17 protein-coding genes, 1 tRNA gene and 5 pseudogenes are annotated in these 23,940 nt (G+C 39.9%); 10 read left to right on the forward strand and 13 right to left on the reverse strand.

The window, feature by feature from the left end; all coding sequences use genetic code 11:
* The first annotated feature begins 254 nt into the window (after window positions 1–254).
* Window positions 255–536: a hypothetical protein gene (locus tag AAHB15_RS17515; protein ID WP_335574642.1), complete on the forward strand. Its 282-nt coding sequence runs from the start codon at window positions 255–257 to the stop codon at window positions 534–536.
* Between the two features lie 205 nt (window positions 537–741).
* On the forward strand, window positions 742–858 hold the full coding sequence (locus tag AAHB15_RS17520; RefSeq protein WP_335574652.1) for a YvrJ family protein: 117 nt from the start codon (window positions 742–744) through the stop codon (window positions 856–858).
* 75 nt (window positions 859–933) lie between these two features.
* Here the strand turns inward: AAHB15_RS17520 and rfbB are convergent, their stop codons facing one another.
* The 5 genes and pseudogenes from rfbB to AAHB15_RS17545 form a co-directional block, all read right to left on the reverse strand.
* Complete coding sequence (gene rfbB, locus AAHB15_RS17525) at window positions 934–1,956, reverse strand: dTDP-glucose 4,6-dehydratase (RefSeq protein ID WP_335574653.1); 1,023 nt, start codon at window positions 1,954–1,956, stop codon at window positions 934–936.
* Window positions 1,957–1,983: 27 nt separating this feature from the next.
* Window positions 1,984–2,808, reverse strand: a pseudogene (gene rfbD, locus AAHB15_RS17530) (dTDP-4-dehydrorhamnose reductase); the annotation flags it as partial.
* Between the two features lie 3 nt (window positions 2,809–2,811).
* A complete protein-coding gene (gene rfbC, locus AAHB15_RS17535) occupies window positions 2,812–3,372 on the reverse strand; it encodes a dTDP-4-dehydrorhamnose 3,5-epimerase (RefSeq protein WP_335574643.1) in 561 nt (186 codons plus the stop codon).
* 15 nt (window positions 3,373–3,387) lie between these two features.
* The gene (gene rfbA, locus AAHB15_RS17540; RefSeq protein ID WP_335574644.1) at window positions 3,388–4,266 is read right to left on the reverse strand and encodes a glucose-1-phosphate thymidylyltransferase RfbA; all 879 of its coding nucleotides are present in this window, start codon (window positions 4,264–4,266) and stop codon (window positions 3,388–3,390) included.
* Between the two features lie 138 nt (window positions 4,267–4,404).
* Window positions 4,405–4,938 (reverse strand): annotated as a pseudogene (locus tag AAHB15_RS17545) (phospho-sugar mutase); the annotation flags it as partial.
* A 74-nt stretch (window positions 4,939–5,012) separates the two neighbouring features.
* On the opposite strand from AAHB15_RS17545, the pseudogene AAHB15_RS17550 reads away from it, so the two are divergent.
* From AAHB15_RS17550 to AAHB15_RS17565, 4 genes and pseudogenes are all read left to right on the forward strand, one after another.
* Window positions 5,013–5,131, forward strand: a pseudogene (locus tag AAHB15_RS17550) (YvrJ family protein).
* Between the two features lie 136 nt (window positions 5,132–5,267).
* Window positions 5,268–5,574 (forward strand): annotated as a pseudogene (locus AAHB15_RS17555) (DNA replication protein DnaD); the annotation flags it as partial.
* A 311-nt stretch (window positions 5,575–5,885) separates the two neighbouring features.
* On the forward strand, window positions 5,886–6,104 hold the full coding sequence (locus AAHB15_RS17560) for a DUF1659 domain-containing protein (protein WP_098532575.1): 219 nt from the start codon (window positions 5,886–5,888) through the stop codon (window positions 6,102–6,104).
* Window positions 6,105–6,141: 37 nt separating this feature from the next.
* Complete coding sequence (locus AAHB15_RS17565; protein WP_335574645.1) at window positions 6,142–6,360, forward strand: DUF2922 domain-containing protein; 219 nt, start codon at window positions 6,142–6,144, stop codon at window positions 6,358–6,360.
* A gap of 397 nt (window positions 6,361–6,757) precedes the next feature.
* Here AAHB15_RS17565 and nagA read toward each other — a convergent pair whose 3' ends face one another.
* From nagA to AAHB15_RS17600, 7 genes and pseudogenes are all read right to left on the reverse strand, one after another.
* Complete coding sequence (gene nagA / locus AAHB15_RS17570) at window positions 6,758–7,942, reverse strand: N-acetylglucosamine-6-phosphate deacetylase (RefSeq protein WP_342042944.1); 1,185 nt, start codon at window positions 7,940–7,942, stop codon at window positions 6,758–6,760.
* 59 nt (window positions 7,943–8,001) lie between these two features.
* Window positions 8,002–8,946 carry a mannose-6-phosphate isomerase, class I gene (manA, locus tag AAHB15_RS17575; protein WP_342042945.1) on the reverse strand — a complete coding sequence of 315 codons (945 nt, stop codon included), beginning with the start codon at window positions 8,944–8,946 and terminating at the stop codon, window positions 8,002–8,004.
* A gap of 110 nt (window positions 8,947–9,056) precedes the next feature.
* Window positions 9,057–11,339, reverse strand: coding sequence for a glycoside hydrolase family 3 N-terminal domain-containing protein (locus AAHB15_RS17580; protein WP_342042946.1), 2,283 nt, complete (start codon window positions 11,337–11,339; stop codon window positions 9,057–9,059).
* 32 nt (window positions 11,340–11,371) lie between these two features.
* Window positions 11,372–14,491 carry an alpha-mannosidase gene (locus AAHB15_RS17585; protein ID WP_446715883.1) on the reverse strand — a complete coding sequence of 1,040 codons (3,120 nt, stop codon included), beginning with the start codon at window positions 14,489–14,491 and terminating at the stop codon, window positions 11,372–11,374.
* A 122-nt stretch (window positions 14,492–14,613) separates the two neighbouring features.
* Window positions 14,614–17,613, reverse strand: coding sequence for an endo-beta-N-acetylglucosaminidase (locus AAHB15_RS17590; RefSeq protein WP_342042948.1), 3,000 nt, complete (start codon window positions 17,611–17,613; stop codon window positions 14,614–14,616).
* A gap of 608 nt (window positions 17,614–18,221) precedes the next feature.
* Window positions 18,222–19,456, reverse strand: a pseudogene (locus tag AAHB15_RS17595) (IS110 family transposase).
* 615 nt (window positions 19,457–20,071) lie between these two features.
* Window positions 20,072–20,335 (reverse strand): hypothetical protein, encoded by a 264-nt coding sequence (locus AAHB15_RS17600; protein WP_342042949.1) that lies wholly within the window; start codon window positions 20,333–20,335, stop codon window positions 20,072–20,074.
* A 284-nt stretch (window positions 20,336–20,619) separates the two neighbouring features.
* On the opposite strand from AAHB15_RS17600, the gene AAHB15_RS17605 reads away from it, so the two are divergent.
* The 4 genes from AAHB15_RS17605 to AAHB15_RS17620 all read left to right on the forward strand — a co-directional run bounded on the left by AAHB15_RS17605 (window position 20,620) and on the right by AAHB15_RS17620 (window position 22,494).
* A complete protein-coding gene (locus AAHB15_RS17605) occupies window positions 20,620–20,769 on the forward strand; it encodes a hypothetical protein (protein ID WP_176541384.1) in 150 nt (49 codons plus the stop codon).
* 57 nt (window positions 20,770–20,826) lie between these two features.
* Entirely contained in the window at window positions 20,827–21,405 is a 579-nt protein-coding gene (locus AAHB15_RS17610) for a recombinase family protein (protein WP_342042950.1), read from the forward strand.
* 149 nt (window positions 21,406–21,554) lie between these two features.
* Window positions 21,555–21,626, forward strand: a tRNA-Ala gene (locus tag AAHB15_RS17615).
* A 274-nt stretch (window positions 21,627–21,900) separates the two neighbouring features.
* Window positions 21,901–22,494, forward strand: coding sequence for a dienelactone hydrolase family protein (locus AAHB15_RS17620; protein ID WP_335572035.1), 594 nt, complete (start codon window positions 21,901–21,903; stop codon window positions 22,492–22,494).
* A 735-nt stretch (window positions 22,495–23,229) separates the two neighbouring features.
* Here the strand turns inward: AAHB15_RS17620 and AAHB15_RS17625 are convergent.
* Window positions 23,230–23,859, reverse strand: a complete 630-nt coding sequence (locus AAHB15_RS17625; RefSeq protein ID WP_179602073.1) for an isochorismatase family cysteine hydrolase — start codon at window positions 23,857–23,859, stop codon at window positions 23,230–23,232.
* Between the last annotated feature and the right edge of the window lie 81 nt (window positions 23,860–23,940).

Consider the following 23,940-nt stretch of genomic DNA (forward strand, 5'->3'; position numbering starts at 1 on the left):
AGCGTGGGGACGGTTCTTCTGCTTCGGAACCATACCTTTAGGTGAAAGAAGCAAAGACTCGTGGACAAATCATACCACTCTTTAGCGAAGCAGGATTCCCCATTGTTGACCCTCTATGAATGTTCAATCGGTAAAAGGAAGCATGAGAACCGTCCCCATACGACAAAATTATTTATGTTTTTTACCATAAAAGAACAAACTTCTTGTCCACTTCCTGTTATGCTAGAACAAAGAATTAGGAGGAGGATATTTCAATGCAGACATGTTTAGTCATTCCAAGCCCCTGTAGGTTTAAGACATTCATGGAAATTGCTTTAGAAGTTACTTTTTCCAAACTAGATCCGGTAACACATGAAAATTTAAAAAGATTACTGAACAGAGTTCCTAATAACTTGTCGTCAGAAACATTGGCAACCTCCATGGAAGAGAATAAACAGTTAAAAGAATGCATTAACGCATTTAAACAATCCAAAACCTATTATTGGGTACGAGAAGACTTTCTTCAAGAATTAAAAGATATCGAAAGACAATGTTAGAGGCGACAATATTTTGTCGTCTTTTTTATTGTCGTTTTTGGAGAAAGAGGCGTCATAACAATTTACTGCTACTTCAACAGGCACCATCTATGAAGCAAAGCTCCTACTCAAAAGTAGAAGCTTTACTTCACAACATGAGATTAGGTAGTTGATACTGAGTGAATAGCATGGAACAGTACTTAATGGCGATTGATGCCGGAACTTCATTAGCGAAGTAGGATTCCCCATCGTGGTGACCCTTTATCTGCTTTACCGGATTAAGTCGAAGTTAGATTTAGTGGTTCAATCGATACAAAATCTGCCCGAACGAATGAAGCCGTAATAAATTAGGCAAGAGCAATCAGTAAAAAGGAGCACGCGAACCGTCCCCACGCTTCCAAGCAGGAAATTAGTATCTTCATTTTAGTCTATACTGCTTATTAAAGTAGTTCTGATATTCTCCACTAATAATTTGCTCCCACCACCACGTATTATCCTTATACCACTGAATGGTTTGAGCAATTCCTATTTCAAATGTATAGGTCGGTTTCCAACCCAGCTTCTTCAATTTCGTAGGATCTATTGCATAGCGCTTATCATGACCCAACCGATCAGCAACGAATTCAATAAGATTTTCTGATCTTCCTAGGGTATTAATAATGGTTTTAACCACTTCTAAATTAGTTCGTTCATTGTGTCCACCGACATTATAAACCTCACCAGTTATACCTTCGTGTAAGACAAGATCGATTGCTGCACAATGGTCAAGGACGTGTAGCCAATCACGAATATTCTTTCCGTCTCCATATACCGGTACCCTTTCGTCATTTAATACACGGGATATAGTTAATGGAACCAACTTTTCTGGAAAATGAAAAGGTCCATAGTTATTGGAACAACGGGTAATATTAACTGGAAGGCCGTAAGTTTCATGATAAGCTCGTACTAAGAAGTCTGAAGAAGCTTTACTCGCACTGTAAGGACTATTTGGTTGCAATGGAGTTTCCTCTGTAAAAAATGTGGTTGAATCAAAATCCAGTTCTCCATATACTTCATCAGTTGAAACATGAACAAATTTGGCAACACCAATCTTTCTCGAAGCATCAAGTAAAACCTGCGTTCCCAATACATTTGTCTTAACAAATATTTCTGGTTCTGTTATTGAACGATCCACGTGACTTTCAGCAGCAAAGTGGGCTACATAATCAAACTTCTCTTTTTCAAATAGCGATATAATTGCATCACGATCAGATATGTCTGCCCTAACAAAATGATAATTATCTTTCTTTTCTATTTCACGGTGCTTAGTTAAATCCCCAGCATACGTCAGTAAATCTAAATTATAAATGTCGTATTGTGGATACTTGTTTACCATATATTGAACAAAGTTTCCCCCGATGAATCCTGCCCCACCGGTTACAAGAATCTTTTTCTTATTCATTTTCGCCACATGTTTCAATGCATTTAAATATCGTTTTAAGGATTCCTGCCAAGGTGGTAATGGAGCAAATCCAGTATCTATTAATTTCTGTTTTGACATCCGTGAGTTTTTTGGACGAACAGCACTTGTTGGATATTCTTCACTTGCTATTGATATTACATTTACTGACTGGTTTTCTATTTGGAAGATTTCCTTTGCAAACTCCGCCCGGCTGCAAAAACCTTCATTAGTTGCATGGTAAATGCCATATTTGTTCGTTTGTATCATATCTATTAATAATTTGGCTAAATCAAAGGTATTTGTAGGTGAGCCAATCTGATCCCCCACTACCTTAAGCTTATTACGAGTTTCGGCTAACCTTAACATGGTTTTAACAAAATTATTTCCATTCAATCCAAAAACCCAAGAAATCCGAACGATAAACCAGTTTGATAATAGAGATTGTACTACCTTTTCAGCTTCATATTTTGTATTTCCATAATAACCTATTGGATTTAGTGTATCGGTTTCCACAAAAGGAGCGTCTCCCTTACCATCAAAAACATAATCGGTACTAATAAACATAAATTTTGCATTTATATCTTTTGCGGCAGCAGCTAGATACTTTGTGCCATTCACATTTACATCCCAGCAACTTTCTTGATCATCCTCAGCCTTATCAACAGCAGTATAAGCTGCACAATGAATGATAGCATCAGGTTTTATTTCCTTTACAAACTGATAAACAGACTGTTCATCCGTAATGTTTAAATCCTTTGAACTGATACCGATCATGTTAAGTCCGTGATTTATCCCTTCATGAACAACATCATATCCTAACTGACCTGTCACACCTGTTACTAATATTTTCATAAATTATTCCCCATAACTAAAGTTATTATCAGCATCCGATAGGAGTGGTGCCTTTTCATCTTTTGCCGAAAGAACTGGTGTGATATCCATTGGCCATTCAATTCCAATAGCAGGGTCGCTCCAGATAATACCACGATCATATTCAGTGGCATACAATTCATCCACTTTATATTGAACTTCAACATCATCAGTTAAAGTCATAAAACCATGAGCAAAACCTTTTGGAATCAATAATTGCTTCTTATTTTCTGCAGTTAACTCTATTCCAAACCATCTTCCAAAAGTTGGGCTTCCTTTACGGATATCAATGGCCACATCAAAGATAGACCCTCTAGTGCATCTTACAAGCTTTGTCTGTGCTTTAGGGCTTAATTGATAGTGTAACCCCCTTAACGTCCCTTTAGCGGCGGAAAAAGATTGATTATCTTGTACAAACCTAATATCTACCCCAGCTTCTTTTAGAATTTCTTCATTATACGTCTCCATAAACCAGCCACGGTGGTCGCCAAATACCTTTGGTTCAATTATTTTCACACCTGGCAAGAGGGTTTCAACTATATTCACAGAAACACCCCGTTTTTAGTACTTTATATTTCCGTTTGCTACCTTTAGCAAATATTGACCATATCCTGTTTTAGAAAACTTTTTTCCCGATTCAAATAATTGTTCTCTTCCAATCCAACCATTAATAAAGGCTATTTCCTCAAGAGCAGCAATCTTTATTCCTTGATGCTCCTCAATTGTTTTAACAAAATTTGTTGCCTCTACTAAACTTTGGTGCGTACCTGTATCTAACCAGGTAAATCCTCGTCCAAGGAGTTCGACATCAAGTTCACCCATACGTAAGTATGCTTGATTTACTGAGGTAATTTCCAGTTCCCCACGAGAGGATGGTTTAACATTTTTTGCGATGTCCACAATCCGTTTATCATAGAAATATAGTCCGGTAACAGCATAATTAGACTTTGGCAGAGCTGGTTTTTCATCTATGCTTAAGACTTTTCCATCCTCATCAAATTCAACCACACCAAAACGTTCGGGATTTTGAACATGATACCCAAAAACAGTTGCCCCTGATTCTTTTTGTGCTGCTCGTTGAAGCATTTTCCGCATACCACTTCCATAGTAAATATTATCACCTAAAATCATGGCAACTGAATCTTCACCAATAAAGTCTTCACCAATTAAAAAAGCCTGGGCTAAGCCATTCGGACTTAACTGAACTTTATATTTAAGGTTAATACCAAACTGAGATCCATCGCCTAACAAAGCCTCAAAGCGTGGGGTATCTTCTGGAGTTGAAATTATTAATATCTCACGAATTCCCGCTAGCATTAAAGTTGATAGTGGATAAAATATCATTGGTTTATCATAAATCGGTAATAATTGTTTACTTGTTACCATTGTTAAAGGGTACAATCGAGTCCCACTTCCACCAGCTAATATTATTCCTTTCATCTTTGAATTCCTTTCTAAGATTAATTAATTCTAGTCTATCTTTTTTTAAAAATACGGCTCTCTTAAAATAAGATTATACTTTTGCTGCTTATACACCTTTCTTAACACAGCCGTTTGGATTAAAGCTAACCTCTCTTGTCATTGTCCAACCGTATGTCCTTTTACACCAAAGTAAAATTTCTCCTTAGGCTCTGTTCCTGACGGATGCAGGCAAAACCATGAACCATGTGCTAAATAATATTTCAACACATTAGATGACGGCAATTGAATGTGACTTTCCACACCAACTGCTACTCTTATTGAAATTGCATAGTCTTCCACTGCTTCTACTTCAATTCCTGCTACCCCGCGCATAGGCTCTCATTCCTAAATGTATTCATTAACCCTGCTTTCTGTTCCGCTCCATCTTTCCCCTTTAAGGTAATCGACTATAGTGATTCCTGATAAAAACCAAACTTTTCAAAAATAGCTAAAAGACCTTCATACATGGTCATGCCTTTAGATTTATAATAGGCGGCAACTTCGGCAGCAAAAATGGAGGACTAAATCTTTATCACGGACAAAATCACCAATCAGATATCCATAGCTTTCTTCATATCTAAATAAGAATGTATGCTGACCCGTTTGTTCAAATTCATTAATCTTTTCACCAATGAATTTAAAACCAGTCAGGAAGCGCGGGGACGGTTCTTTCGCTTCGGAATCATACCCTTTAGAGAAAGGAGTGAAGACTCGTGTAACAAACCATACCACTCATTAGCGAAGTAGGATTCCCTATCGTGGTGACCCTTTATCTGCTTTATCGGATTGAGTCGAAGTTAGGTCTGGTGGTCCAATCCATACAAATCTTCCAGAGCGAATGTAGCCGTAATAAAGCTGGAGAATAGTAATCAGTAAAATGAAGCATTCGAACTGTCCCCATGCTTCCATCTTTCAGAGAAAGGCAGTGGTTGAAGATGGCAACATATAGAATTATACATACAGATTTTTAGGAGAATCCGATTGTTATAGAAGGGTTTACTCCAGAGGATAAATACTTTTACCTTTATCTTCTTACCAAACCGAATACAACTCAAATCGGCATCTATCGAATTACAAAAAACAGATGGCTTTTGATTTGGGCTATTCCATTGAGACTGTAAATTCGTTAATGACAAGATTCATCGAGCATTACAAGCTGATTCGTTACAATCCTGAAACGAGAGAACTTGCGATTAAAAACCGGGGGAAAATAACCTGAATAGAGGCGGAAAACCAGTGATGGATTGTATTTATTTTGAATTAAAAGAAGTTGAGGATCTTTCTTTGAAACAAGAAAAATGTCCTTCATCGGATATGAAGGACAAATCTTAATTTGATTTCCCTGAATAGAGTGAAAAAAAGTGTGTGAATGAATCAGTGATTTTACTTACTTATTAAAGTTTTACACTCGTAAGTATACCCATTAAAAATTTCTCTCTGGAGAATCAGTATTTGTTTAGCTCCTGAATCGGAGTTTGAATGATAACTGGATTCTTTTTTAGGATCCAACCATTTCAAGATGCTGACAACATTCGTTTGTGAAGTGGAGGTACATCCCAGCGTATAGCCACTTCCAATATGGAAGGAGGTGATCGAAAATGGCACAAGGATTACTAGAAACAACAAAGCTTCGGTTGGTATTTCAATCGGGCATCGATAACGAAGGAAATCCCATTTTGAAGTCTAAAACGTTTAGCAATGTAACAAAAGCAGCAACAGCTGACCAGCTGTTCCAAGCAGCTCAAGCAATCTCCGTCTTATGCAATGGCGACTTAAACAAAGTGGAACGTAATGACAGCTCGGAGATTATCGGGTAATGGTCAATAAAAATCCAATGATGGGAGGTGAAAAGAAATGGCTAAAACATTAGAATTGCAATTTGACACCGAGTTTGGAAAAACTGCGAAAATCACAGTAGACAATCCAAAGGAGCCAGTAGACGAAGCAGTGGTAAAACTCTCCATGGCCCAGATTATTGCAGCTAACGTATTTACTACAGGCAGCGGTAAGCTTGCCTCTGCCAAAGGCGCCAGAGTCATCGACCGCAATGTAACTGACTATGAATTAGCATAATAACAGCAAGGCTGGGTTCTCTTAAACCCGGCCTTTTTGGAAGCGCGGGGACGGTTCTTCTGCTTCGGACCATACCCTTTAAGAGAAAGGAATGAAGAGATTGTATCTAAATTAGGTGATATTGACTATCGAAAGTTGCATAATAACTTAAGGTATCCTTTCTATTCTTCAAAATTTGATATCTATTCTATTGTCTCTTATACTGCAGACGATTATAGATTTGTAGAAAATGTACTCTTTAAGTTAAAAGCCTATTCAAGAGATTTAAATAGAATATAGAAATGCAGTTTTAAGACGGGTTCTTGCATGATCACAAGGACAGTTCTCATGGCTTCTGATGAGATGAGGTTTAGCCAACAATCTGAGGCAGAACGTCCCATGATCCATGGTCCACAGTCTACTTCTTAAACGCAAGAGCTCCTCGGCAAAATGTCATAAAAACCTCTAAATGATCATCAAGAATAACAATGTCCGCATCTTTTCCTTGGGCAATACTGCCTTTACAATCATAAATCTTTAACTCCTTTGCAGGGTTTACTGAAGCCATTTCAATAGCCTCATTAAGTGTGCATTCTGTAAAAGTTAACATATTTTTTACAGCACACCCCATTTTTAAGGTACTTCCGGCAAGTGTTCCATTTTCAAGCACAGCCTTTCCATTAGTTACGAAAACTTCTTGGCCGCCGAGATCATACTTTCCATTTTTCATGCATTTTGCCCGCATGGAATCTGTAATTAAAAGTAATCCCTCACTTCGTTTTTGTTTGAAGGCAAGCTGAACCATTTCAGGGCAGACATGCAAACCGTCTACAATGATTTCAGCTTTCAATTCATCTCGTAAAAATGCTGTCCCCACTACACCTGGTTCCCGGTGATGAAGCCCCCTCATTTGGTTGTAAAGATGGGTTACGTGACTTGCCCCTGCTACAATAGCCTCGTTTACATCTGCATATGTGGCATCTGTATGGCCAATGGAAGCGATGATTCCGTTTTCTTTTAAATATCGAATCAACTCTAACCCGCCAGGCCGTTCAGGGGCCAATGTAACAAGCTTAATATTTCCATTTGACAGTACCTGCCACTTTTTAAACAGAGATAAATCAGGGTCGATAATATATTGAATTGGTTGTGCTCCGGCCATTTTGGAGTTTACAAAGGGACCTTCAAGATGGATTCCGAGTATTTCCGCTTTCCCATGGGATCGTTGCTTTGTGATGAATTCCCCCGCATTTATTAATGCTTTTTCAATCGACTCCCGCTCTTGTGTCATCGTCGTTACCAAAAAACTGGTTGTCCCTTCTTTTGGCAAGGCTTCAGTCATTATTTCTAAGGCTTCTTTTGTTCCATCCATGGTATCGACACCATTTACCCCATGGGTATGAACATCAATAAATCCGGGAATTGCTTTAAAATTTGAAGGAAATTCAACTAGATCAATTGCTTCTTCAATAGTACGCTCTTCCGTTTTACCTACCTCAACTACCTTTTGATTTTTTATTTTAATATAGCCATTGTCGATTATTGTTCCATTTGTATACACTTGGAAACCCTTTAGTAAAACATTATTTTGTTTTGAAATCATCTTCTTTATTTTCCTTTTGATTTTGCCCCTTAGAGTTTTTCCTTTAACCATACTTGGGTCTACTTATGTGATACAATCAACTCACACTTACCGGAAATTTCAAATTCACCAAATCCAACAGGGACAATAAGATGCGTACCTTTCATCAAACCATATACCTCTCCGTTATGTAAAAGTGAACCTTCTCCGTTTATAACACTAAGAAGTAAATAGTGATCATCAAAAGAAAACAAGGCAGCTCCATGCACTTCCCATTTATAAACCGAGAAAAACCCTGACTCTACAAAAGTAGTAATCTTAACATTCTCCCGCTCCTCAGCTCTAAGAACAACTCCACCATCTCGGTGCGGTACAGTCGTTACATCAATGGCCTTTTCTAAATGGATCTCACGTAAATTTCCAGCTGAGTCCTTGCGGTCATAGTCATACACACGATATGTGGTGTCCGAGCTTTGTTGTGTTTCCAACACAAGTGTTCCTTCGCATAAGGCATGAATAGTTCCGCTTGGAACAAAGAAAAAGTCACCCGGCTTAATTTTCACGCGGCGCAGAAGTTCATTCCATTTCCCCTCGTTAATTTGTTCCATTAATTCTTCCCTTGTCTTGGCGTTATGACCAAAAATCATGTCTGCATCTTCTTTACAGTCGATAATATACCAGCATTCCGTTTTGCCAAGCTCGCCATTTTCATTTACCTGCGCATAGGCATCATCGGGATGAACCTGTACAGATAAATCCATATCGGCATCCAAAATTTTTGTTAACAGCGGAAAAACTTCCTCCTTTGGATTCCCAAAAAGTTCAGGATGCTCCCGCCAAAGATTGTCCAGGGTTGTGCCGGTATACAGTCCATTTTCGATGACTGAAGGACCATTCGGGTGAGCAGAAATGGCCCAACATTCTCCCGTGTTTTCAGACGGGATGTTATATCCAAATTCTTGTTTTAACGCAGCTCCTCCCCAAATTCTCTCTTTAAAAACAGGCTTTAAAAATAATGGCTGCAACCAAAATACCTCCTTATGAAACCTAAAAATTTTCATAACCAAAGTTCAGAGGACTAAACAGTACTAAGTTACTCCTCTTGTAAGAAACTGCTGGCATTTTTCCAAATGATTTAGCCGATAGCCAAGACATCGCTTAAGAAGTCGACAGGGCTTCCGACTTCAATTTCAAACCATCCCTGTTCCAGCTTATAGTTATTTTGGCTGCTGAATACTTGTAATTCCTCCTCCCCGAGCTCGAGCGTCACTTCTTTTGTTTCCCCAGCTGTAAGCCATACCTTCTTAAAACCTTTTAATTCCTTAACCCTTCTGGTTATACTTGAGCCCTTTCCTTTTAGATAGAGCTGAATCACATCGTAACCATCACGGTCCCCTTTATTGGTGACGTCCACCATTATGCTGAACTTTTCACCAGCCGACAATTGGTCAGCTGTTATGATTTTCCTTGTGACCCGAAGATTTTCATACTTAAATTCGGTATAAGAAAGTCCAAAGCCAAACGGATACAAAGCATTTCCGGACATATCGAAATAGTCCTTCTTGTAGGCCCCGCCCTTGTAATTATAAAAAACAGGCATCTGCATGGAAGACCTTGGGATGGAAACGGGCAATCGTCCACTAGGATTTACCTCTCCAAATAACACCTCCGCTATGGCCTGACCCCCCATTTGTCCTGGGTACCATGCGCTTAAAAGTACAGGGGCATGCTCCGCAATCCATGGAATCGCATGTGGTCTGCCCTGAATTAGCACAACTACAACCGGTGTTCCTGTTTCCATCACTCTTTGCAGCAGCTGGAGCTGAAGGCCACCCAACTCCAAATTGGCGACATCCACATTTTCTCCGCAATCCATTTCTTCTTCTCCAGTTGTATTGACGACGGCTCCGTTCAGGTCAAATTGGGCATCAAAGTTCCTTGCACTTGAACCGCCTAAAACAACGATGGCCACATCTGAACCGCTCGCGAGACGAACCGCCTTCTCCAGTCCTTCCAGATCACCGGAGCGAACGCCACAGCCCTTTTCATAAACAACCTCCGCCTCTTCGGCCAATGAAGCAATCCCTTTCAGGACCGTGATGACTCGGCCTTCCCGTTGGAACGGTGTATAATCGCCCAGCTGATTATAGATGACATCTGCATTAGGACCAATCACCGCTACTTTTTTTACATCCTTTTTGAGCGGCAGGATTCCCTCATTTTTCAACAACACAATCGACTGCCGGGCTGATTCGAGATTGATTTTCCCGGCCTGTTCTTTATTTTGCCGCAGTTTAGCTTCCACAAAAGGCTGATCAAACAATCCCATTTTGAATTTAAGCGTTAAAACCCTTCTTACTGCATCATTAAGCTTTTCTTCACTGACAAGTCCCGTTTCGACCGCTGTTTCCAAAGTGGTATACACATCGTCCCAAAGGCTGATATCTACTCCGTTTTCAAGGGCCAAAGCCGCTGCTCTTTCCCGGCTTTGGGTTAAAGCGACCAAATTGTCGAGCGCACAGCCATCGGCCATCACCGCTCCCTTAAATCCGAATTCCTCCCGCAAAATATGATTGAGGAGATAGTCATTGGCATGGCACGGAATTCCGTCAATTTCATTGTAGGCTGCCATACAGGCAAGCGCTCCTGATTGAATGGCAGCGATCATTGGCGGAAGATGAATTTCCCTTAACTCTCTTTCGCCGATAGAAGCCGGAGCAGCATTCTTACCTCCTATTCCGTTTCCCTGGGCCGCAAAATGTTTTAATACGGCGGCCATTTTCCTCTCTGGAATGAAGTCACTTGGTTCACCCTGCATCCCTTTTAAAACAGCCTCCGTTAACCGGGAAGCGAGGTAGGGATCCTCACTAAAACACTCCTCTGATCTTCCCCATCTTGGATCACGCAGGATATCCAGGGTCGATACGAGGGCCAAATGGGCACCCTTTTCCCTGACTTCTTCTGCAACAGCTGCCATCAGTTTTTCATGCAATTCGGGATTCCATGTCGCACCGATTCCCAAATTGACCGGCGTAATCATACTATCTAATCCTTGATGACCGTGGGAGCATTCTTCCGAAAGAAGGATGGGAATTCCCAATCTTGTATGTTCCTTTACATATTGTTGAATCATATTGGCCACTTCAGCACTGACGTCCTCCGTGATCCCATTTTCAAAATTGACGGCTGACCAAGGGTCAGAACGGAATAGCCCATAGAGGACTCCAATTCCATCCCATCGCTCGACATGCTCTTTAAACTTTTCCGTTAGCTCGTACCCGGTATCTGTTTTCCTGTAAACTTCCCAGCCATACAGCTTCTGGTTAACCTGGCCTACCTTTTCCTTTAAGGTCATGTTGGCCAATAAAGTTTCTACTCGATCAAATATCGTTTCGTTTGCAGTATTGGAATGTACCATTTTTCCACCTGACTCATGTAGTTTTTTTGATTCTACAAGCTTAATAAAATCGTTTTTACTTCAAATGGCTTAAGTGATGATGATAGCTTGTTCCCTTGCACGGAAATGTCCGCTTGTCTTTCTTCCAACAGATTCGTTTCATGCGCGGAATGAACCTGCCCCGCCAAAGATAAGCGAATGTTCTCTCTGCCGCCGCTAGATTCATACATTCTCAGTGTGAGCCCCGTTCCATCCTCCGACTGCTTAACCGTATCAAGGATGACCTGTTTGGACTCTGTCTTTATAAAAGAATGCGAACTTGGTAGACTTCCCTGATGAGCAGAAGTAAGGTAAACAACGGCTGGGTGATTCAACTCATACCCCCGCTTGACCACTTCAGCCTCTCTCCAGCCGCCTTCATGCGGGAAAAGGGAGTAGGTAAATTCATGATGTCCTTGGTCTGCCCCCTTGTCAGGCCATTTAGATGCCCGCAGCAATGATAAGCGCATCACATTTTGTTTCACATCATATCCGTATTTGCAATCATTCAACAAACTGACGCCATACCCGGCTTCAGAGAGGTCGGCAAAGCGGTGTCCGCATACTTCAAACTGTGCTTGCTCCCAACTCGTATTGGTATGTGTGGCTCTTTCCACCGATCCGAACGGAATTTCAAACGTGGCTTTGTTACTCACCACATCGACCGGGAAGCCAACCTTTAATAATTTGTGTTGCTCCTGCCAATCGACTTTCGTTTGGAAATCGATTCGTTCACTGTAGTGGTATAAAACCATATCTTGTTCGATGGTTGATTGGGCCAGCTGCCATTTAAACCGAATGACATCCTTCGTCTCCCCTTTTCGGATGCCTTGCTCAAGAAGGACAACCGTTTCCGCCGGCTGGTCTTCAAATTGGGGGTCAATATCCCATGCATCCCAGAGCATCGGGCGGTCATGGAATAGCTGGAACTGATTGGCGGCAGTCCCGCTAGGCAAGACTTCACGCTGCGCTTTTTTATCATAAAGGCGGGAAATTTCCCCCTTTTCATTCCATTCCACCAGATAATAGTCTGTTTCCCACTCGCGGGTCATTTCCTCTTGTTCTTTGATTACGTGTTTCTCAAAATCTTTTAACCATATGACCGCATAGCCCATTTCCGGAATAGCAGGAACGTAAACAGATAATTCGAATTGGCCATCTTCCCGTTGAATAACATCCGTTGGAAGTTCTTGACCATCCTGATTTACAGCTGCCTTTCCTGCCAATTCAGAACCGCCAATAATTCTTACAGTTTCAGACCTGCTCCAAGACAAGCTATTAAAGAGGATGACCGGCACCCCGTCGCCCTCGGTGTTAATTTGCTTTTCCAGTGCATGCAAAGCATCCTGTCTCGCCATTTCTCCGTATGCAAAAATTCCCTTGTAATCGGACTCCGAATCCACATATACTTCCGGAATCGACGACCCCGGAATAATATCATGAAATTGATTGAGAAGAAGCAACTTCCAGCCTTCTTCCAATGATGGAGAAAGCTTGGCTCCAGCAAGGTTTACAGCTAAACTGCTCCAAATTTCGGCATCCCGGTAAAGGACCTCCGCTTTACGATTCCATTTCTTATTCCGGGCATGTGTGGTATACGTTCCCCGATGAAGCTCCAAATACATATCCCCGACCCATGCAGGCAAAGGCGGGTCTGTCTCGCGGATACCATCGAAAAATTCATGCGCTGTACTGTTTACCACTTCCGGCAGGCCAGGCAGGGAGGCTGAACGATCAATATAATCAATCATTTCTTGTGTAACACCGCCGCCGCCATCCCCATGTCCATAAAGAAGCATTTGTTTTGGATGGGCACTCTTTTGCTTAAAACTATCCCAATGGTTCTGGATTTCTTGAGGATGCGTATATTCATTTAATCCATGATTCAAAAAGGAAAGAATCCTTGTTCCATCGATCCCTTCCCAGTAAAACAGATCATAAGGAAATGGATTGGTATCATTCCAATTCATTTTTGATGTCATAAAATAGTCGATTCCCGCACCCTTTAACAATTGCGGCAGTGATGCACAATAGCCGAAGGTATCCGGGAGCCACTCAATCCTTGGCTGCACGCCGAATTCATCCTTGTAAAACTTCATCCCATATAACAGTTGACGGACTAAAGATTCACCGGATGGCATATTTAAATCGGGCTCCACCCACATACCCCCGACGACCTCCCAGCGCCCCTCGGCAATATGCTTTTTTACCCTTTCATAGATTTCAGGGTAATACTCCTTTACAAAGGCATAGGCTTGGGGCTGGCTCTGTGCATAGGTAAAGCTTGGATTCTCATCCAATAGGGTACTCATCGTCGAAAAAGTCCGGCTGCACTTGCGAATCGCTTCCTTTACCGGCCAGAGCCAGGCGAGATCAATATGAGACTGACCTACCATTAACATTTGGCCCTGGGCGCCCCCCGCCAAATCGGATAGATTATTCTTTAATTCTTCTTCAATGCCAGCCACCCATGAATTATTCGTTAGTGCTTCTATTGTTTCAGACAGTATCTTTTTTTCAACCTCTGTCAAAACCTCGATGATTTTGTATCGTCCCATGTCACTTTCAGGCAGCAATTTCGCGGTCTCATAATAGCACTTCACGGTGGCCAGCAGACTTTGGACAGCTGCATTCGGCAGATCAAGGCTTCCTTTCAAAAGGGTTAGCGGCGGCGGATCAAATTCTGCTGGTTCATTCTGATAATTTAACTCATCGAGCGTTTGGCCAGCATAGTTATATAATTCTATTTTTATGTTAATCTTTTCTTTCCCACGTGCCTTCTCCGGGAATGGAACATAATCTCGGTTCCGGTCAATTCCGTGATGGGGCATGCCATCTAATGAAACCAACCCCTCATGAAGGGTTCGGCGGCCCTTTGCACTGGAAAGAAAAGTCAGTCCAAATGGCCGGTTCCGCCAGTGAGCTGGGATCGATACTTCCCTTTCCAGAAACATGGTGGAACCTGCATTGATTAACCAATCACCTTCATTAATAAGAAAGGTTTCCTCCGATTCAAATTCATATTTTACCGGTTCCGTATAAAGGCCCCGTCTTGCCCGCCAATCTTTGATCTGGATAGACTCCAGAATCTGGTGATTTGATAAATGCTGAACAAATCGCTGTATTCTCTGCAAGGTCAAAATCGTTCCCTCCCAATCTATTATTCTTTTAATAAAAATAAAGAGTATGGCAGATAGTTTTTGTATCTGCCATACTGTAACATGGTAATCTTCGCTGAAAAAATGCTAGCAGCCGTTTACTCCGCCCATGTTCTTAAGAAATAATCAGCGCTAGCTTTTAACATATTCTTTGTGTCAGCTGGAACGTCCTTAAATTGGTTACGGTCAATTGAATACTTAAACTTCTCCAAGTGAATTGCCGCTTGCTTCAAACGGCCGCCGTCATAATGTTCTTTTGCAGTGGTCAAGGTTTCCGTTAGCTGCTCACCGGCTGTTTGGGTCAATTCTCCTTTCTCAACCAATCCGTTGATGACACCGTAAAGGCCATCCAAGGTGATCCTGACAACCGTACTGGCCTTATTGCCCGAATAGTCTTCAATCACAAATTCAAGGATGCTGTCTGTTGATTGAGTTTGGAAGGTGAGCTCTTGTAAATGTGTACGTCCGCGCACAATATAAGGTTTGCGTCCTTGACTGTAGGTGGTATTAAACGTTTTAGCCACACCATTTTCATAGACATACAGGTAGTGCCAATCCCTCGCCTCCGGTAATTCCCACGTCACGGAAGTACCATTAATGGTGACTTTTTCAGCCGGATACGCTTCAATCGATTTGTCAATAAACGTACCGCGATAGCTAATCCAGTCATGGCTGCCCATTTTTATCTTCAGATGGTATTTATCCCCATTAATCGGCATATTGGACAGTTTTGCTTCTGTTTTGCCGCTGTCAACAGTGATCGTCTTGTTGACTTCTTTGGCATAGTCGTACTCGGTAGAAATATTGATGGTAATTTCCCCATCAACATCCTTAGGATTTTCCCACGAAACCACCATATCGCCGTTATCCGATTGGGCAGCCTTTATGTTATGAACACCTTTTGTTAAATCATAATGAACAACAGCAGGGGCACTTTCTTGACCATCCTGACTCACGGCGGTCAGAGAAATTTCACCTGATAGCCCATTTAAATTCTTGATGTAAAAGACATCATCATAAATACCGCCAACATAAGCTCCATTATTATAGACATTGTATTGTTTCACATCATCATAATCTGATAGATTCCATGAGATATACATTTCATTGGAATCGCGTAAAGCTTTGTTAATCTGAAGTCCTGTAGGTGCCTGCGGTTTCTCAATCGAGTCATCGCTGATTTTCACTTGTCCGATATTCACCTGATAATGGTCGATCTTTTCCTGTTGTCCGTTATCAAACACGATTCCAAATGCGGCGATCTCCTTGCCAGAATATTTGGATAGGTCAAGGTTTGCTGTTACCCATCCATCGGTCTTTTTACCGGAATTCGGTACTTCCACTTTCACAACCTTTTCAGGGTCATCCTTAAAGAGTAAACCGATACTCATAACCGACGCATCATCTTGGGAGGTTTTATTGTAGGTAATCGAAAGTTTCGAGCCCTCTTTTACCTGTAAATCGGTCTTATAAAGGTGTAAAAAGTTTTCCGCATCTAACGTGCCATTAACCACCAGCGAGTTACCGCCGTTATAGGCACCAACCTTTTGATAATCGTACCGAGGGCCTGCATTGTAATTAGGACCAAAATCAAAATCTGCCTTGAGCGGCGTACCTGATGTTTCCATCCACCACTGCCATGTCACCGGAATATCCTGAATATTGATATTGGACCATTCTTCTGAGTTACTAACCTTGCCATTGACATAATAGCCCAACCCACGTCCCATATTAAAATTGGACACAAAGTTGGAACCTTGAATGACACTGCGTTCAGCGATATACGCGGCAACACCATCCCAGTTATCCCCTTTTGCCGCTACATCAGAAAGCGGAGCGTTTGCATTTCTGCCCGTACTTGTTGGGTCCAAATTAGGACCTGTCCACCATGCACGGTCACGAATAAACGACATCCATTGGTAATCGCTGCTGTTCCGGCGTATAGTATCCTCTCCGCCGAGATCTTCATCCAATGCATGATGGGTAAAATCCGCTCCAAGCATAGCAATACTATTCATCGGTTTTCCTGTGCTGTCTAAATTATTTCGCAGATCGTTCCGCTGTTTATTAAACCGGTCGCCGCCTGCTTCAACGCCTGCAAACACCGTCTCCAGTGGATCCAAACCTAAGCTCTCTGCATGGGCCTTTGAATTTTCCATCTTTTGCTTATTCCAAAGGTAATTCAAGAAAATCGACTGGGCAAGATCGCCATATTGCACATCCTTAACAAACGGACTATTCACTGCAGTAAATTCGTTTTCGTATCTCGTTTTACCAGTTGTATTATGGACTGAATCGTACCACTGGACATATAGACCGCTATTTCTTAAAACCTTTAAAAACTCTTTATAAGTAGGGATATCTTTCACAGCTACCCCTGAACTCTCTTCCTGGTTAAAGAAATATCCGTCAAAACCATAATACTTAGCCATTTCAATCAGTTTTTCAGCAACAGGGAAATGACCTTCCTTGTCCTTGACAAGCATTTGTGTATAGGTTTGCGGACCCCTGTCATTGCTCGAGAAGAAAATAACGGCAAGGGATTTGACCCCGTTTTTATGAGCTGCATTCGTATAAGCCGGATTGGGGATATTTAATGCACCAAATTCAAACCATCTTTCATACCATGGCAGGCTCGGATTATATAAATCTTTCGGAACATCAACTGTCGCCATTCCATGCCAATAGGAGTAATAATCTACATACTGCCAGTACGGAAATGTATATTGTCCGAATTTATTCGTATATGCCGTACTGTCCATAAAAGCATTCCCATAGTCTCCAGCAATATTAAACATTTGTGTATCCGGGCTCAACCCTGGGTTTGCCTGTGTGGCGGCAAATGCTTCATTACGCTCTTGTAATGGCACTCTCGCCCTGAGCATTTCAGCATCTTTATCTGTTTCTGGTTTCCATTCCAAAATGTCATTCGATGTATATCCATGCTGGGTTGGCTGATTTAATCCGGTTGCGCTGCCGCCCGTATAGGGCAGTGTATCCCCTGCCAAGGCTGAGGATGAAAAGCTTGCCTGCAAGGTAAAAAGCATTGAAATCGTGACGATTATTGTTTTTTTCTTTTTTCCCAATCGAGAAAACATCCATTTCCCTCCCTTATTTGTAACTACTGTATGTGTCAACAAAAGAAGTTAATTGATTGCTCTCTTTTCTAACCGATGGCACCTTTACAAAAGACTCTCTATGTAATGCATCAAAAGATTAATTGTGTGATAAGCTCCACCTCCTTTAATAGACATAGTTTCTCTTAATGCCATAAACCGCACCAATGTAAGCCCTTCCATTATTTTAGCAGTACTATTCTTTACATCCTATTGGCAAAAACATAGATTCATTGGTTAAAATAAAGAACACTGTTGAGTATTGATGTTAAAGTCGGGCTTCATGAAAAATGTCCTTCATTCTCGCAATGAAGGACGATACTGTTTTCTGGCAATTAATTGATGTATGTTTTGGCAGTCTGTTTATTAATCGTTTTGAATTATTTTACATAGATGATCTTTCTTGTATAAGCGCTATTATTTATACATTTTTCTCAATCTTTGCTAATGGTGCTAAACCAGCTTATAGTTTGTCAACATTTTCAATAAAAACTTAAAATATTTCATGATATACTAAAAATGTGCATGCCAAATAACCTTCCTTAATTCAACTTTTGGAAGGTTTTGTATTGTTTAGTTTTATTTATTATTTAAGCTATATCTCGGAAAGTTGAGTTGCTTTTTAATATTGCATAGATCCATTGTAAAAGCTTATTTGCACAGGCTATTACAGCTACTTTATAAGGCTTTCCTTCTTCACGTTTCTTATCATAGAACTCTCGTAACCTCTTGTTACGTGGGATTATATCTTTGGTTGTTTTCTTTTTTCGACAATCACGAATGGCACATTTAACGGCTAAATATAAGGCACGCCTAAGCCTGCTAGACCCTCTTTTTGTAATTCTGTTCACTGTTCCTTTGAACCTTCCTGATTCAAAGATACTAGGGTCTATTCCGGCAAAAGCTACAAGTTTTTTAGGGTGATTAAACCGATCAATCTCACCAATTTCAGAAATTATCGTTGCCTCGATTTTTTCTCCGATACCGGGGATTGATTGGATAATCTTATATTCTATAAGTTCTTTTGCTAAAGCATCTATCTCAGCCTGAAGCGTAGATAGGTGCTTTTGATATTCTAAAAGCATATTGATATACATTTTAGCGTTAAAATATGGCTCTGGTATAAGGTTCTCTGAAAAGGATTCTGAGCAGCTGCAGATATCAAGTCCTTTGCCTTTGTTGCCGCCCACTTACGAGAACGACTATTACAGTTTTCCTTTATTCAAGTTGTTAGCGTTTCTTCTCCAGCTTCTAAGACATCGTTAGATGTAGGATATTCTAGTAGTGTTAGTAAAGAAACAACTGAATATAAGTCCCCAAAAACACCTTTATACTCAGGGAAAACCTGATCAAGAACTGCTTGGAACTGTAGCTTAGCTTGTACAAATATTTCAGTTAAGTTTTCGTGTTGCCGTGTTAGATTACGAAGGTTTAAGAGGTGAATTCCCCTTTTTTTATAGGGCTCTAAATCCTCTTTATAGTACAATTCACAGAGATGATAAGCATCTATTTTATCTGTTTTTACTTTCCTTAAACTCGAGCTCTTTGCACGATAGGAGATAAGAGGATTAATTATTATTAACAAATAATCTCTGTCCTCAAAATACTGAACAACGGGAGAATGATAATGCCCTGTAGCTTCAAGAACAATTGGAGGTTTAACTCCTGTTAAGTTCTCAATTTCTCTAAGAAATTGGTGTAAAGTATCTAATCCCTCAAGCTTATGTGAAACTTTAAAACTACTTTTGAAAGGTTGTTTCTTATCCAAGAAAGCTTGAACCTGACTTTCACCTTTTGCTATATCCAGACCAACGACTGGATTCATTATTAAATCTCCTCCTCTAATAAATAAAATCACCGGTACCCCTAATTCCTTCTTGCAGCATCATAGCTTCGCTTGTTATACGAGATCAAAGTCCCAACCAGCCTCAAACATGTTTCTACAAGTAGGGGGCGAACTGTTTACTTTACGGGATCTAATTCCCACGGGTGCTTATGTTCTACCCCGGCTACCGTTATAATAAAACCAAATAAAAATTGGTCAACCAGAAATATCTGGCTGACCTTATAATACGAACGGGTGCTTTATTAAAACAAAAATGAACTGCTGAAGAACATCAACACTAATATACTTTTTGTATTAGTTAATCTCGTTCAAAGATAACTGCTGTTACTGTTTCTCAAGTACAATCACATAAAATTTAGAGTAACGCTAGAACAACTAAATTTATTCAATTAGGCTTTGCACTTTTTGTTTTTGTAATTAGTCTTGGACAAACAACATTAATTTTAACAAAAATGAAATCTCAAAAGAAATCTAGACAAACATTTTACATATAAGCTGAGTGTTTCCTCAAAAGTAATGGAAATGTTACCAAATTGTCCCTGTCCATTAACTAAACTGTAAACAAGCAATGTTATATTTATTACGGTCCTAGATCTACCAATCTCTAACGAATGACATAGTTGTAAACCCTAGCAAAAAGCCCGGTTTTCCTATTCCTAGATACCGGGCTTTTTGACGTTTGCTCTCACAATATGCAAACTTAATCAGTTTTTTTGCTTTTAATATCATCAAGTTCTCTTTAAGTTTTTCAAGTTCATTTTTGAGATCTAAATTTTGTAGCTTTGATCCATAAAGTCGTTCAAACAAACATCCTGATATCCAGGCCTGTTTGTCAAATCCAGCATCAAAAAAACTCAATTGTCACTTTTTCTAATTCAACTTTTTTCGCCAAGTGATTTCCCCCTAAAATTTCTAAAATATGTACTGTATTATTTTTCCACCAAAATGGTGGATTTCAAGAGGGAGGTAAAAATATTTTTTCTACTGTTCCAAAAAGTCTACCTCGCGAAACAAATTGTCTGATAATTTAAGAGGGCGCAAGATTAATGTTTTATAGTGTCCCAATAAGGTTGTTCCAAAACTTAAGTGGATAGGATACAATTTTGTAGTATAAGAGATTACATAAAAGGAAGGAAACGTCAATGAAGAAGAAGAAAAGAGTTATAACATTATTGTGTGTAGGGCTCACCATAGGGGCTATTGTATGGGTGGCTAGTGTGGCCCATGAACTTAAAAGTATGATTACAGATTTGAATATTGATTATTATGGTGATAACTATAAATCTAAATAGGAAATAAGGAAAGGAAGCATGAACAAGGTAGAGTAAGTGAAACATGGGGGAAAGAAAATGATTTACGGATATGCGAGGGTCGGTTCCAAAGATCAGAATTTGGACACTCAGTTTGCAGCCCTTTCCAAATTCGGAGTCGATGAAATTGTACACGAAAAAATTTCTGGCGTTGCCAAACAAAGACCAGAATTAGACAAGCTATTAGACAAGTTGGATTCTGGAGACACGATTGTAGTAATCCGGATGGACCGATTAGGAAGAAGCTCCAGACAGCTAATAGAATTGGTTGAGGATTTTGAAGCTAGGAATATTAATCTTGTGATTCTTGATATGAACATAGATACCAGGACGCCAACAGGAAAGTTCTTTTTAACAATCATGGCTGGCTTTGCTGAAATGGAAAGGACCATTTTAAAAGAGAAACAGCGGAATGGAATCGAGATTGCTAAAAGTAAAGGTGTTTATGAAGGAAGACCGAAGAAATACCACAAGAAACACGCTGGTCTTAAACACGCCATTGAGCTTTATAAATTGAACAAATACACGGTTAAAGAAATCACGGGAATGACTTCCGTATCTAGATCTGCCTTGTATCGTGCTTTGAGGGAACAGGAAGAAAAGGAGCCGGTATTATAATGGACCATATTTGGAATGGTTTAAAAGAATGGGAAAGCATTTGGGAAGAATAGTTGCAAGCTGACAAGAATGGACCAGAGCATTAACATAAACAGCATAATCCTGTCTTCCCGACCAGTCGAACTGGATATTAACACTATGGGGCCTTGGGGCCTTAGCTCAGCTGGGAGAGCACCTGCTTTGCACGCAGGAGGTCAGCGGTTCGAATCCTCTAAGGCGCGTAAATGTAAAATTGGATAAAGATAACGAAAATAAGCCCACTCGTTAATGAGTAGGCTTTTATTGTTTTAATTCTGTAGCTTTAAAATAAAGTTTGATTAAAATCCTGTATTAATTAGAGTTTTTCTTTTTATGTTCTTACCGATATTGTAAGGTAATGGTGAATAGATTGTGAATATTTTCACTTAACCTAACTGGGCAGGTTAGTGGAAGAAGGAATGATATAATTTGGTATTAATATGTATAATTTGAGTATCAGTTCAAGGGGGCTACAAAATGATTCAAATAAATAAAAAGTCTGGTACTGTTATCATTGTTATACACGAAATTTATGGAATTAACCAACATATGAAGAGTTTTTGTGAAATAATATCAAAACAGAGTTTTGATGTCATTTGTCCAAATTTTTTAGGATCAGAGACACCTTTTGATTATTCTCAAGAGGAAGATGCTTACCGTAATTTTATGGAGAACGTAGGATTCACTCACGCTATACATAAAATAAAAGATATATTATCAGATGTTAAAGATGAATACCAAAAAATATTTATCATTGGGTTTAGTGTAGGGGCAACTGTTGCTTGGTTATGTAGTGAGGAAGAATGTATCGATGGAATAGTTGGATACTATGGTTCACGTATTCGGGATTATGTAAAATTAACACCACAATGTCCTACAATGCTATTCTTTCCGCAAGAAGAACAATCATTTAATGTGGACGAGTTAATTTTAACTTTAGATAAAAAGAATATAGAATTATATAAATTTGACGGAATGCACGGATTCAGTGACCCCTACTCTCCAAAATATAATGTAAAATCTGCACAAAAAGCATTTAACGAATTGGTGAATTTTATTTTGAAACATTAATTAAATTAACTAAGGTGTTATTAAGCTAACGGGTGCAAGAGTTGAAGATTGGGATGGCTGCGGCAATCCCCTTTTTTTATTGCACTAACGAGCAGGTAAATTGAAGAAGAAAAGGTTAAACGATGTAAAAGATAGAATTATTAAGTAGAGAAAAAAATGAATAGGTGAAAATCTCTATGAGATACAAAATGAAATTCTTTCTATTGAATGTTTTGATTTTTGGATTGCTTGTAATGAGTGGTATTCCAATTGAAAAATGTTTTCTTTGGATGTCTTACATCAGCCTTGCCTATCTTGTTTCTATCGTGCTGTGGCAACTATTCGAGTTTATTTGGATACTCATCCTTCAAAAAAAGTCTTATGATCGCTTTTTATTTTGGATAAAGCCAAAGTCAAAAAGAAAACTCAAGAAAAAAAGAAAAAAGGTCAAAAGGTAAGTAAAAACTTTTTACACTTAAACTTTTATTGTCTATATCTTATGTAACTAACGGGTCCAAGAGTTGTATTAGGGGATGGTTGCGGCTATCCCTATCTTCTTGTACTAACTGGCAGTTTAGTTGAAGAATGGAAATGGCTCTTTTATGTTTGTGCCAAGCAAGAATAGCCCCCTCCGAACAGATTGGAGGGGGTTGTGCTATCTAAATTCATCCGTTATTCCAAGCTCTTATTCTGACCAAGTAACCACTTGGGGACAGTTCAGACAAGTTGTATAGGAAATTACCATTGGGGAATGATTTATAAGTTTGAAATAGCCTCCTGTGTCGTCCAAGTAGCACTGGCAAATGCTTTATAATTGGTAACGGCAGCTTGAAAATCCTCTTCACTAATTGTTGCGGTGGCATCGTATACAACAGCTGTTTCAAAACCAGTTTCGATTAGATGCCTCATATGGGACTCTACACAAACGTTGGAAAGCACCCCTGCAATAATTATCTTCTCTTTTCTATGTTGTCGTAACTGATATTCCAAGTCATTTGTTTGTGGGCTGGCAACCTTGTGAGGAGTTGCAATGACGGTTCTTCTATCAAAAATATAAGGTTTGAAAGAATGAACAAAATCAGCTCCAAATGACGGTGGTGTGTACGCATTTGCCACTTGATACATTCTAAGACCTAATAGCATCTTTTGTTCATTTCCTGTAAATTGCCAGCCATAATCATGAGGGTATAAATAATGGGGCGATATGAAAAGTTGGTATCCCTTATTGATGGCAGTTCTCATTAATAGTTCAAGTTTTTGTATGGTATTGTTTCGTTCAATAGTTCCTTTAGTCAGATGATAGCCTCTTCCCCCAGGACTCATAAAGTCATTTTGTGGGTCTGTGATTACAATAGCAGTATTATTGGGATGTGGTTTAAACGGCAAATTACTTACCTCCCTCGCAGCATAAGCTTGCGGAAATGTTTGTTACCTGTTCAGGAAAGATAGAGAAGTTGTTTTTTAAAA

This window comes from Bacillus sp. OTU2372, assembly GCF_038440275.1.
Taxonomy (GTDB): Bacteria; Bacillota; Bacilli; order Bacillales; family Cytobacillaceae; genus Neobacillus; species Neobacillus bataviensis_B.

What these genes read in the sequence shown, in the direction of transcription:
- AAHB15_RS17515 (WP_335574642.1), top strand. Translation starts at nt 255, where the DNA reads ATGCAGACATGTTTAGTCATTCCAAGCCCCTGTAGGTTTAAGACATTC.
- rfbB (WP_335574653.1), bottom strand. Translation starts at nt 1,956, where the DNA reads ATGAATAAGAAAAAGATTCTTGTAACCGGTGGGGCAGGATTCATCGGG.
- rfbA (WP_335574644.1), bottom strand. Translation starts at nt 4,266, where the DNA reads ATGAAAGGAATAATATTAGCTGGTGGAAGTGGGACTCGATTGTACCCT.
- AAHB15_RS17560 (WP_098532575.1), top strand. Translation starts at nt 5,886, where the DNA reads ATGGCACAAGGATTACTAGAAACAACAAAGCTTCGGTTGGTATTTCAA.
- AAHB15_RS17565 (WP_335574645.1), top strand. Translation starts at nt 6,142, where the DNA reads ATGGCTAAAACATTAGAATTGCAATTTGACACCGAGTTTGGAAAAACT.
- nagA (WP_342042944.1), bottom strand. Translation starts at nt 7,942, where the DNA reads ATGATTTCAAAACAAAATAATGTTTTACTAAAGGGTTTCCAAGTGTAT.
- AAHB15_RS17580 (WP_342042946.1), bottom strand. Translation starts at nt 11,339, where the DNA reads ATGGTACATTCCAATACTGCAAACGAAACGATATTTGATCGAGTAGAA.
- AAHB15_RS17590 (WP_342042948.1), bottom strand. Translation starts at nt 17,613, where the DNA reads ATGTTTTCTCGATTGGGAAAAAAGAAAAAAACAATAATCGTCACGATT.
- AAHB15_RS17605 (WP_176541384.1), top strand. Translation starts at nt 20,620, where the DNA reads ATGAAGAAGAAGAAAAGAGTTATAACATTATTGTGTGTAGGGCTCACC.
- AAHB15_RS17610 (WP_342042950.1), top strand. Translation starts at nt 20,827, where the DNA reads ATGATTTACGGATATGCGAGGGTCGGTTCCAAAGATCAGAATTTGGAC.
- AAHB15_RS17620 (WP_335572035.1), top strand. Translation starts at nt 21,901, where the DNA reads ATGATTCAAATAAATAAAAAGTCTGGTACTGTTATCATTGTTATACAC.